The 10,932-nt window shown below is 70.9% G+C and carries 9 protein-coding genes; 6 read left to right on the plus strand and 3 right to left on the minus strand.

Annotated elements, in window-relative coordinates:
• Positions 1-226: 226 nt before the first annotated feature.
• Positions 227-562, plus strand: coding sequence for a hypothetical protein (locus ACWGDB_RS24940; protein ID WP_369272452.1), 336 nt, complete (start codon positions 227-229; stop codon positions 560-562).
• 203 nt (positions 563-765) lie between these two features.
• Here the strand turns inward: ACWGDB_RS24940 and ACWGDB_RS24945 are convergent, their stop codons facing one another.
• Positions 766-1,179 carry a pyridoxamine 5'-phosphate oxidase family protein gene (locus tag ACWGDB_RS24945; RefSeq protein WP_453824420.1) on the minus strand — a complete coding sequence of 138 codons (414 nt, stop codon included), beginning with the start codon at positions 1,177-1,179 and terminating at the stop codon, positions 766-768.
• Between the two features lie 127 nt (positions 1,180-1,306).
• Here ACWGDB_RS24945 and clpB point away from each other — a divergent pair, with 127 nt between their 5' ends.
• Positions 1,307-3,904 carry an ATP-dependent chaperone ClpB gene (gene clpB, locus ACWGDB_RS24950; protein WP_453824421.1) on the plus strand — a complete coding sequence of 866 codons (2,598 nt, stop codon included), beginning with the start codon at positions 1,307-1,309 and terminating at the stop codon, positions 3,902-3,904.
• A 98-nt stretch (positions 3,905-4,002) separates the two neighbouring features.
• On the opposite strand, the gene ACWGDB_RS24955 is transcribed toward clpB, so the two are convergent.
• Positions 4,003-4,497, minus strand: coding sequence for a hypothetical protein (locus tag ACWGDB_RS24955; protein ID WP_453824422.1), 495 nt, complete (start codon positions 4,495-4,497; stop codon positions 4,003-4,005).
• 136 nt (positions 4,498-4,633) lie between these two features.
• On the opposite strand from ACWGDB_RS24955, the gene ACWGDB_RS24960 reads away from it, so the two are divergent.
• Positions 4,634-5,161 carry a YbjN domain-containing protein gene (locus tag ACWGDB_RS24960; protein WP_328425384.1) on the plus strand — a complete coding sequence of 176 codons (528 nt, stop codon included), beginning with the start codon at positions 4,634-4,636 and terminating at the stop codon, positions 5,159-5,161.
• Positions 5,162-5,276: 115 nt separating this feature from the next.
• Here ACWGDB_RS24960 and ACWGDB_RS24965 read toward each other — a convergent pair whose 3' ends face one another.
• On the minus strand, positions 5,277-6,467 hold the full coding sequence (locus ACWGDB_RS24965) for a pyridoxal phosphate-dependent aminotransferase (protein ID WP_453824423.1): 1,191 nt from the start codon (positions 6,465-6,467) through the stop codon (positions 5,277-5,279).
• 1,032 nt (positions 6,468-7,499) lie between these two features.
• Between ACWGDB_RS24965 and ACWGDB_RS24970 the strand changes: the two genes are divergently transcribed.
• The 3 genes from ACWGDB_RS24970 (at position 7,500) to ACWGDB_RS24980 (ending at position 10,835) form a co-directional block, all read left to right on the plus strand.
• Entirely contained in the window at positions 7,500-8,057 is a 558-nt protein-coding gene (locus tag ACWGDB_RS24970) for a DUF2617 family protein (RefSeq protein WP_453824424.1), read from the plus strand.
• Positions 8,058-8,150: 93 nt separating this feature from the next.
• Positions 8,151-9,794: a polyamine aminopropyltransferase gene (locus ACWGDB_RS24975; protein WP_453824425.1), complete on the plus strand. Its 1,644-nt coding sequence runs from the start codon at positions 8,151-8,153 to the stop codon at positions 9,792-9,794.
• A 123-nt stretch (positions 9,795-9,917) separates the two neighbouring features.
• Positions 9,918-10,835: an SRPBCC domain-containing protein gene (locus tag ACWGDB_RS24980; protein WP_453824426.1), complete on the plus strand. Its 918-nt coding sequence runs from the start codon at positions 9,918-9,920 to the stop codon at positions 10,833-10,835.
• Positions 10,836-10,932: the final 97 nt, after the last annotated feature.

Genomic DNA, 10,932 nt, shown 5'->3' on the forward strand with positions numbered 1-10,932 from the left:
TTCAAGTGAGGACGAAGCCGACTATGCGGAACAGAATGCTTCGCTCGATTCTTGTCGCCGCCTTCTCCACCGTTGTGGCCTTCGGAGTCCTGAGTGGCCTCTCGGAAGCGAAGAGCGACTCGCGAGCGGACAGTAGCTGGCCCACCCAGTCCCAGACTGTCACGATCGCCAAGGACAGTTCGTGGCCGGCCAACGCCGTGGCGAGCAGCGGCGAGCAGGGGTCGGCATGACCACCCCACCCGACGACCGCTCCTTCCGCCGAGAAATGGCCACCGCCTACCGCTCCGGCTGGCACTTCATCGACCTGGTCACCGCGATCCCCCACTCCGGTGACTCGTTGATGGTGACCGTCTTCGGAGAGCCGGTGGTCGTCACGCGGGACGAGGACGAGGACGTGCGGGCTTACCGGTGTCTGCGACGGCCTCGGGGGGCGCCGCAACCCGTCAGGTGCGCCATCCGGTACGGAATGATCTTTGTCAATCTTGATCAGCGCGACCACCGCCTGGTGGAACCGGAGGCCCCGGCCCCAAGGACCATCTCAGCCACCCCCCGCAGTGCCTGACGCGATTCCCCCGTCGTAACAGATCGCTCAGGTGCTTCCCCCCGCAGCGGCGTCACCGTGACCTGAACACGGTGACGCCGCTGCAGTTTCCGGGGGACATTTCCTCGTATCCCCCTGTTCCTGCGGTGGCCGAAACCGGTCACCCGGTATCCGGCCACCTGGAACCCGGACCCCGGGAATCCCGTCCCAGGGCCCACTCGGGTTCACCCCTGTCCCATCGCCCGCGTCAGTTCGATCTCGATCACCACGCGGTCGGGATTCGGCCGCGGCATGCGCCCGTACCGCTCCGCGTACCGGCGCACCGCCTCCGCGACCCGCTCGGGGTCGTTCCGGACGTGCGCCAGGCCCTCCAGCGTTGCCCATCGCCGTCCGTCCACCTGGCAGACCGCGACCCGGGCGCCGTCCGGGCCGGCGGCCCGGACATGGCCCACCTTCGCGCTGGACTTGTTCGTGATCACCCGAGCAAGCCGCGCCTCAGGGTCGTATGTCACTCCGACGGGTACGACGTGCGGGGTGAGGTCCGGGCGCAGGGTCGTCAGGGTGCACAGGTGTCTCTCCTGCCAGAAGGTGAGGTACGGCGCGTCCGGCGCGCCGGGATCCTGGGGGTATGCCGCCATGGCCCGGAACCTAGCCGCCCCAAGCCTCCCCGGACTACCTTGAGTGGAATAGACTCAACTTTGTGTACGCTGACTCAGTCAGTAATGGGAGACGCTGAGACGCTGACGCCAGGAGGAGAACGCCAACGTGGACGCCGAGCTGACCAACAGGAGCCGGGACGCGATCAACGCGGCCAGTAACCGGGCCTTGACCGAGGGGCATGCGGACCTCACGCCCGCCCATCTGCTCCTCGCTCTGCTCCAGGGGCAGGAGAACGAGAACATCATCGACTTGCTGGCGGCCGTCGACGCCGACCAGGCCTCCGTGCGGGCCGGCGCCGAGAAGGCGCTCGCCGCGCTGCCCAGCGTGACCGGGTCCACGGTCGCGCCCCCGCAGCCCAACCGCGAGCTGCTCGCCGTGATCGCGGACGCGCAGGCGCGGGCCAAGGAGCTGGGGGACGAGTACCTCTCCACCGAGCACCTGCTCGTCGGTATCGCCGCCAAGGGCGGCCAGGCGGGTGAGGTGCTCGCCCAGCAGGGTGCCACCGCGAAGAAGCTGCTGGAGGCCTTTCAGAAGGCCCGCGGCGGGCGCCGCGTCACCACCGCCGACCCCGAGGGGCAGTACAAGGCGCTGGAGAAGTTCGGGACCGACTTCACCGCCGCCGCCCGGGAGGGCAAGCTCGACCCCGTCATCGGGCGGGACCAGGAGATCCGGCGGGTCGTGCAGGTGCTCTCCCGGCGCACCAAGAACAACCCCGTCCTCATCGGCGAGCCCGGCGTCGGCAAGACCGCCGTCGTGGAGGGGCTCGCCCAGCGGATCGTCAAGGGGGACGTGCCGGAGTCGCTGAAGAACAAGCGGCTCGTCGCGCTCGACCTGGGCGCCATGGTCGCCGGGGCGAAGTACCGCGGCGAGTTCGAGGAGCGGCTGAAGACCGTGCTCGCGGAGATCAAGAACTCCGACGGGCAGATCATCACCTTCATCGACGAGCTGCACACGGTCGTGGGCGCCGGTGCCGGCGGGGACTCCGCCATGGACGCCGGGAACATGCTCAAGCCCATGCTCGCGCGCGGTGAGCTGCGCATGGTCGGCGCGACCACGCTCGACGAGTACCGCGAGCGGATCGAGAAGGACCCCGCCCTGGAGCGGCGCTTCCAGCAGGTGCTGGTCGCCGAGCCGACCGTCGAGGACACCATCGCGATCCTGCGCGGGCTCAAGGGGCGTTACGAGGCCCACCACAAGGTGCAGATCGCGGACAGCGCGCTGGTCGCCGCGGCCACCCTGTCGGACCGGTACATCACCTCCCGGTTCCTGCCCGACAAGGCCATCGACCTCGTCGACGAAGCCGCCTCCCGGCTCCGGATGGAGATCGACTCGTCCCCCGTCGAGATCGACGAGCTCCAGCGGTCCGTGGACCGGCTGAAGATGGAGGAACTGGCCCTCAGCAAGGAGACCGACGCGGCCTCCCTCGAACGCCTGGAGCGCCTGCGCCGCGATCTCGCCGACAAGGAGGAGGAGCTGCGGGGCCTGACCGCCCGCTGGGAGAAGGAGAAGCAGTCCCTCAACCGCGTCGGTGAGCTGAAGGAACGGCTCGACGAGGCACGCGGGCAGGCCGAACGCGCCCAGCGCGACGGTGACTTCGACTCCGCCAGCAAGCTGCTCTACGGCGAGATCCCCGCCCTCGAGCGGGACCTGGAGGAGGCCTCGCAGGCCGAGGAGGAGGCCGCCAAGAGCACGATGGTCAAGGAGGAGGTGGGCTCCGACGACATCGCCGACACCGTCGCCGCCTGGACCGGCATCCCCGCGGGCCGCCTCCTGGAGGGCGAGACGCAGAAACTCCTGCGGATGGAGGAGGAGTTGGGCAAGCGCCTCATCGGACAGGGTGAGGCCGTGCGCGCCGTGTCGGACGCGGTACGCCGCACCCGTGCCGGCATCGCCGACCCGGACCGCCCGACCGGTTCCTTCCTCTTCCTCGGCCCGACCGGCGTCGGCAAGACCGAACTCGCCAAGGCCCTCGCCGACTTCCTCTTCGACGACGAGCGGGCGATGGTCCGCATCGACATGTCGGAGTACGGCGAGAAGCACAGCGTGGCCCGGCTGGTCGGCGCGCCCCCCGGGTACGTCGGCTACGAGGAGGGCGGCCAGCTGACGGAGGCGGTGCGCAGGCGGCCGTACAGCGTCGTGCTGCTCGACGAGGTCGAGAAGGCGCACCCCGAGGTCTTCGACATCCTCCTTCAGGTGCTGGACGACGGACGGTTGACGGACGGACAGGGCCGTACGGTCGATTTCCGCAACGCGATCCTGGTGCTGACGTCCAACCTGGGCAGTCAGTTCCTGGTCGACCCGATCACCAGTGAGGCGGAGAAGAAGGAGCAGGTCCTGGAGGTGGTCCGGGTCTCCTTCAAGCCGGAGTTCCTCAACCGCCTGGACGACCTGGTGGTCTTCTCGGCCCTGTCGAAGGACGAGCTGGGCCGGATCGCCCGGCTGCAGATCGACCGGCTCGCCAAGCGGCTGGCCGAGCGGCGGCTCACCCTGGAGGTCAGCGACGAGGCCCTGGCCTGGCTCGCCGACGAGGGCAACGACCCGGCCTACGGCGCCCGGCCCCTGCGCCGCCTCGTCCAGACCGCCATCGGCGACCGCCTCGCCAAGGAGATCCTCTCCGGCGAGGTCAAGGACGGCGACACGGTACGGGTGGACGCCTTCGGGGACGGCCTGATCGTGGGGCCGGCCACGGGGAAGACGCTGTAGCCGCGCCCGAGCCGTGGGACGGCCCGCCCCGAATCCCGGGGCGGGCCGTCGTCACTTGGTCACTCGGTCGCGGGTCACTCAGTCACGTGGTCGCGCGGTCACATGGTGAACGCGGCGAAGCGTACGAGTGCGGTGTCGGCGTCCTCGTGCTCCACCCTCACCTGCACCTTGTGGGCGCCCGCGTCGGGATGGCCGCCCGGGGCGTCCAGATCGAGACACAGATCCACGTCCAGGCCGCCGCAGAACTCGGTCCCGGGCGCCGGCGCGTCCGGATAGGTCTCCTCCAGCCAGCCCGAGACGTCGGCGCGCGGCATGCGGAAGGTCGCGCTGTAATGGATGTCCTGGAACCCTTGCGTCGTGCACGACCCGACGACCTCGGCGCCGTCCGGCAGCTCGGCCCCGCCGAAGTGCAGGGCGTCCGGGCAGGCGACCGTTTCGGGACCGGAGCGGGGCGGGTCGTCCGCCTCCACCCACATCACACCCAAGGCCATGAGGCCCGCCAGGACCAGCCCCGGCAGTGCCACGATCGCGGCGAACACCGACCATCTGGTGCGGCCGCGGCGCTCCTGTGCGCCCACCTTTGTTCCGGACATGACCCCCACCTTCCGCAATGGTCCGTTGCGACAGGCCAGATCATGTCAGCCGACGGCTGACAGGGCCTGTCCGGGCTTGCCACCCCCCTCCCCGCATGGGGGAGGATGGCGGAATCCGTACGAAGGGAAAATCACGGTGAGCATCGACCCGTCCTCGATCCCGAACTTCGGGGGCCAGCAGCCGGAGCCCGGGCCACCGCCCGGCCCCGTTGTCCCGGATCAGGACCTCGTGAAGCAGCTCCTCGACCAGATGGAGCTGAAGTACGTCGTCGACGACGAGGGTGACCTCGCGGCGCCGTGGGAGCAGTTCCGTACGTACTTCATGTTCCGCGGCGAGGGTGACCAGCAGGTCTTCTCGGTGCGGACGTTCTACGACCGGCCCCACAAGATCGACGAGAAGCCCCTGCTTCTCGAGTCGATCGACGACTGGAACCGCCGGACCCTGTGGCCCAAGGTCTACAGCCACACGCACGACGACGGCACCGTCCGCCTGATCGGCGAGGCACAGATGCTGATCGGCACCGGCGTGAGCCTGGAGCACTTCGTCTCGTCGACGGTCAGCTGGGTGCGGGCCGCCATCGAGTTCGACAAGTGGCTCGTCGAGCAGCTCGGCCTGGAGCAGGAGATCAACGAGGCGGACAAGCCCGAGGACGACGAGGAGTAGTCCTCGACACCAGGATTCGGCAGAGCCCGGCCAGGGCACCGGCCATCAAGGTCGCGTGCCGGGCCGGGTTCGTGCTGTCCGCCCCCGTCCACAGGCTGTGGACGAGTGCGAGCGCTCAGCCCGCCAGGGACTTGAGCCGCTTCACCGCCTCCTGAAGGACCTCCGTCCGCTTGCAGAACGCGAACCGGACGAACGGCGCCCCCGCGTCCCGGTGGTCGTAGAAGACCGCGTTGGGGATGGCGACCACCCCGGCCCGCTCCGGCAGGGCACGGCAGAAGGCGAAACCGTCCGTCTCGTCCAGGGGGCGGATGTCGGTGGTGATGAAGTAGGTGCCCGCGGGCTCGAAGACCTCGAAGCCCGCCTCCGCCAGCCCTCCTGCCAGCAGGTCCCGCTTGACCAGCATGTCGTCACGGAAGGCCGCGAAGTAGCTGTCGGGCAGGGCGAGCGCCTCGGCGACCGCGTACTGGAACGGCCCCGACGAGACGTACGTCAGGTACTGCTTCGCCGAGCGCACGGCCGTGACCAGGGCCGGCGTCGAGGTCACCCAGCCGACCTTCCAGCCGGTGAAGGAGAAGGTCTTGCCCGCCGACCCGATGGACACCGTCCGCTCCCGCATGCCCGGGAACGTGGCGAGCGGCAGATGCTCGGCGTCGTCGAAGACCAGGTGCTCGTACACCTCGTCGGTCACCACCAGCAGGTCCCGCTCCACGGCCAGCTCGGCGATCGCGGCCAGCTCCTCGCGGGTGAGGACCGTGCCGGTCGGGTTGTGCGGGGTGTTGATCAGCAGCAGCCGGGTGCGGTCGGTGACGGCGGCACGCAGCTCGTCGAGGTCCAGCCGGAAGCTTCCCTCGTGCGGGCGCAGGGTGACCGGCACGCGCGTGCCGCCCGCCATGGCGATACAGGCCGCGTAGGAGTCGTAGTACGGCTCGAAGGCGATGACCTCGTCGCCGGGTTCGACGAGCGCGAGCAGGGCGGCGGCGATGGCCTCGGTGGCGCCCGCGGTGACCAGGACCTCGGTGTCGGGGTCGTACGGCAGTCCGTAACGCCGCTCCTGGTGCGCGGCGATCGCGGTGCGCAGCTCGGGGACTCCGGGGCCCGGCGGGTACTGGTTGCCGCGCCCGTCGCGCAGGGCCCGTACGGCCGCCTCACGGACCTCCTCGGGTCCGTCCGTGTCGGGGAAGCCCTGACCCAGGTTGATGGATCCGGTCTGCAGGGCCAGCGCGGACATCTCGGCGAAGATCGTCGTCCCGAACTCGGCGAGCCGGCGGTTGAGCAGGGGGCGGGAGCTGGAGGTCATGCCGGCCATCCTGCGCCCAAGCTCCGGAGTTCCTCAACTCATGTCGCCGAGGTGCACCTGAGCACCTGCGTCGGCACCCGAGTGGTCGTCGGCCGCGTCCCGCCGCAGTTGACGACGTCTCAGACCGGATCGACGGTTGGAACGGTGACTTCAACGACAAGGCCGAGAGCGCCAAGACCGTCGCCAGCTGCTGGCCCACAGCCGGCCCAGGGGACCCGGACGGCCCCTGAACTGCGCTTATGTGCAGGTCAGGGGCTGTTTCTCCAGGAGAACCCTCTGAAGTTCCTCAACTCCGCTTTGGGCTGTGACGCGGCCGGGCATCTCCCTCCCACGCACCGAGCGGGAGGCGCCCACGGGGGGACGCCACGGTCCGCTTCGGGGGAACGGAAGGAGGCTGACGCCATGATCACAGGGTTCGTTCTGGCGCTGGTCGCAGTGGTGTTCGTGTTGATCGTCGTGTCCGCCGTGCGCGGCGGCTCACGGTCGGCCAACCGCTCGCACAGCCGCCGGAGTCGCTCGCACGACAGCGGCGGCAGCAGCAGCTGGTGGGCCGGCGGGGGAGACAGCGGTGGTTCGTCCTGCGGGGGCGGCTCGTCATGCGGAGGCGGGTCGTCCTGCGGAGGAGGAGGGGGCGGGGGCGGATGCGGTGGCGGAGGCAGCTGACACGGGGCAGCTGAGCTCCCCGAGCAGGGGGAACCGCATCCGTATGGAGCGGGGCCGGTACCTGGGACCGGCCCCGCTTTCGTGTTCACGCCGGCGCACCGGCGCACGCCCCGCCCTCAGAGGCGTACGCCGGAGTTGAACAGTTGAGCTGATAAGCCCTCTGAGGGATGGAAACCCTACGAACTTGGGTAAAAACGCTGTGGTGGCGCCACACTTCATGATTCCCTGAAAATCACCAACGCAGCCTCTCGGACGTCCCGCGGACACCCCTTCTGACCGGCCGACTGGGCTGACCGGGTCGCCTCCCGGTGTCGGCCGGGGTGTGCCGCCGGAGACCGAAACCTCCCCTTTTTCTTTGCGTGCTTGCGGAGCCGACCCATGCTCACGACCCTGAACACCGCCTATACCGACACGCGCGCGGCCGACCTCGCCTGGGCCCTCGGGCGGGAGCCGCTGCCCGCGCTGGCCGCGCTCGACCTCGAACTGACCGGGACAAAGCTCCAGTTGCGACTGCTCGGCGCGTCCCACCAGGTACTCCTGGAGGAGGACCGGGGCATCTGCTCGGAGACGGTGGCCTGTATGCCCGGCAGCAGCACGCCCCTTCCGCTCGGCGTGGCCAAGCGGGCGGGCGACTGGGAGTACGAGTTCGCGGCCCGGGTGGAGATCCTGTCGCCGGGTCAGTTCGCCGGTCGTGCCCAGGAGCTGCTGGCCCTGGTCTCCGACCACCCGCACGGCCTGGCCGGCGTCTTCCCCGGCAGCCCGCACGCCTTCACCGCGATGCTGGCCCAGCACCACGAGGGACAGATGCACTGGCGGACGTGGCACGCGTACCCGCAGGACGGGCAGTTGGTGGCGACGCGCACGAGGGTGGGGGTAAGGACGGTGGCGGTCACGCGCAGACCCCGGTCCAGGCAGTCCAGCCCGTCCGGCGCTTGAGCCCACCGGTGGTGGCGACGCAAACGTCCCCCACCTCAACAACACACGTGTGGGTGACGAAGCGTGCCGCAGGCGTAACGTACCGTCGGCAACGTGATCGAGCCGCACGCCCCCGCCCCGCCCGGCACAACACCGCCCTGGGGTGGCCCCGCACGGCTTCCGGTCAGGCCGGGGACCGGGCGATTCCTCGTTCTCGCGGGCGTCTTCGTCTGTGCTGCCTGCGGACTCGTGTACGAACTCGAACTCGTCGCCCTCGCCTCGTACTTGATCGGTGACTCGGTCACCCAGGCCTCCGTCGTGCTGTCCGTCATGGTCTTCGCGATGGGCCTCGGCGCCCTCGCCGCGAAACGCCTGCGTCCCTACGCCGCGGCCGGCTTCGGCGCCATCGAGGCGGTACTCGCCCTCGTCGGCGGGTGCAGCGCGTTCGCGCTCTACGCCGTCTTCGCCTGGACCGGCGACTGGGGCGGCCTGTGGGCCAGCGGTCCCCGCTGTCTCCTCGTCGCCTTCTCCCTCATCATCGGCCTGCTGATCGGCGCCGAAGTGCCGCTGCTGATGGAGCTGATCCAGCGCATCCGGCGCCAGGACGCGGGCGGCGCGGTGGCCGACCTGTTCGCCGCGGACTACGTCGGCGCGCTCGTCGGCGGCCTCGCGTTCCCCTTCCTTCTCCTGCCGCTGCTGGGCCAGTTGACCTCCGCGCTGATCACCGGCGCCGTCAACGCCGTCGTGGGCGGCGCGCTGGTCCTCGGTCTGTTCCGCAGGGACCTCAGCCGCCGCGCCCGCTGGCTGCTGGTGATCGCCAACGTCGCCGTGCTCGGCGTGCTCGCCTCGGCCGCCGTACTCGTCGACGACTTCGAACGGGCGGCACGGCACGCGGTGTACGGGCGGGACGTACGCGTGGCAGTCCACACCGGCCTCCAGGAGGTCGTCATCACCGGCGGCACGCACGGCCGCCCCCTGAACCTCTTCCTCGACGGGCGCCTGCGGGTCAGCGGCCAGGACGAACGCCGCTACCACGAGGCCCTGGTCCACCCCGTGATGAGCGGCGAGCGCACGCGCGTGCTGATCCTCGGTGGTGGGGACGGGCTGGCGGCGCGCGAGGTGCTGCGCCATCCCGGGGTGCACCGGGTCGATGTCGTCGAAGCCGACGCCGGGGTGGTGAGCCTGGCGCGCCGCGACCCTCCGCTGGCCGACCTCAACGACCACGCCTACGACGACAACCGCGTCCACGTCATGACCAGCGACGCCTTCCGCTGGCTGCGGGCGGCGCCGCCGGCGACGTACGACGTCGTCATCTCGGACCTGCCCGACCCCGGCATCACCGCCAGCACGAAGCTGTACTCGCAGGAGTTCTACGGCCTCGCCCGGCGCGCGCTGGCCCCGCACGGCCGGCTGGCCGTCCACGCCGGCCCGGTCTCGTCCCGGCCCCGCGTCTTCTGGACCGTCGACACGACACTGCGCGCTGCGGGCCTGCGGACCGCCCCGTACTGCGTCCGGGGCCGCGGGTCCGGTTTTGCGGCCGGCCCCGACCGCTCGGCGGGCCCCACGCGGGCGCCGCACGACTGGGGGTTCATCCTGGCGGGCCATGGCGAGCGTCCGGCGTTGCGGCTCGGCGCGGGGGAGGGGGTGCCGCGGCCCGGGACGTTGACGCGGCAGGGGCTGGCGGCGGATGCGCGGGCGGCCGAGGGGACGCGGGTCGGGGGGCTGGCGGCGTCGACGTTGGTGCATCCGCGGTACTGAGGGGCGTGGTGGGTGCAGGGCTCTCGGGCGGGGCGGGGAGGGTAAGCCCGGCGGGAGGGCTTGCGGTGAGAATCCTCGGATGTGTGGGTGCGGTTCACGCCAGGCTGGGTAGGCTCGGTCCCCATGGAGCATGAGGTGTTCGTTCCGGTTGCGGCCGAGCGGCTCAGGGCGGTGCTGGCCGATCCCGCACGGGTTGCCCGGGCGGTCCCCGGGCTCCAGCAGGACGCCGGGGCCGAGCCCGTTGCCGGGCGGCTGAAGGTGCGCGTCGGCGGTCACACGATCACGTATCGGGGTGCCGTACGGGTCTCCGCGCAGGAGGACGGTGACGGTGCGTCCGCCTACGCCGTCGAGGGCGATGCGACCGAGGTGCGGGGCAGCGGGGTCGTGAAGCTCGCGCTCACGGTGCGGGTCCTCGAAGCCGAGGGTGGGGCCACCGTGAAGTTCGCGGGGACCGCTTCGGCGGACGGGCGGGTGGCCGAGTTCTCGGCGGAGGCGGTCGGCTCTGCTGTGGGTCGGTTGCTGAACCGTTTCGGGGAGCAGTTGGGGGTTGTGGCGGAGGAGGCTGTGTCGCCGGAGGCGGGGCAGGAAGCGGGTGCCTCCGAGGATGTGGAGGGGCTGGCTCCTGGGGAGTTCGAGACCCGGGTGACCAGTGACTTCGAGACGACGCCGGATGCGGATGACGCTGCGGCGCCCGGGCCGGCTTCGGCTCCCGCGGCGGGGTCGGATTCCGGCGACGGGGGTGAGGAGGCGTCCGTCTTCGACGCCGAGGTTCCGCCGCCGGCGCTCGAACCGGAGGTGGAGGCGGAGGCTGAGGCCGGGGATGGTGGGGCTCCTGTGGCCGAGGCGGCTCATGCTCGGCGGACGATGATCGGGCGCAGCGCGGAGGAAGTGGATCACGCGCCGCCGCGGGGGCGGTATGCGCCTGTGCCGGCGCCGCAGACTGTCGTGCCGAGTTCTGCGTTGCGGTGGGCTGCTCCGGCGGCGGCGATCGTGGTGGCGTCGGCGATTGTGGTGGGGCGGGCGTTGCGGCGGCGCCGTTGAGGGCGTGTTTTTTCGCCCCCGCCGCCCCTACCCTTCCCGTCCTCCAGGGACTCCGCCCCTTCGACCCCGGCTCCTGGGGGGGGGGGGCCCCCCCCCC

The sequence above is a fragment of the Streptomyces sp. NPDC055013 genome, from assembly GCF_053608645.1.

Coding starts and splice junctions, on each gene's coding strand:
- ACWGDB_RS24955 (WP_453824422.1), bottom strand. CDS start 4,497: ATGTCCGGAACAAAGGTGGGCGCACAGGAGCGCCGCGGCCGCACCAGA.
- ACWGDB_RS24980 (WP_453824426.1), top strand. CDS start 9,918: ATGGAGCATGAGGTGTTCGTTCCGGTTGCGGCCGAGCGGCTCAGGGCG.
- ACWGDB_RS24940 (WP_369272452.1), top strand. CDS start 227: ATGACCACCCCACCCGACGACCGCTCCTTCCGCCGAGAAATGGCCACC.
- ACWGDB_RS24970 (WP_453824424.1), top strand. CDS start 7,500: ATGCTCACGACCCTGAACACCGCCTATACCGACACGCGCGCGGCCGAC.
- ACWGDB_RS24965 (WP_453824423.1), bottom strand. CDS start 6,467: ATGGCCGGCATGACCTCCAGCTCCCGCCCCCTGCTCAACCGCCGGCTC.
- ACWGDB_RS24945 (WP_453824420.1), bottom strand. CDS start 1,179: ATGGCGGCATACCCCCAGGATCCCGGCGCGCCGGACGCGCCGTACCTC.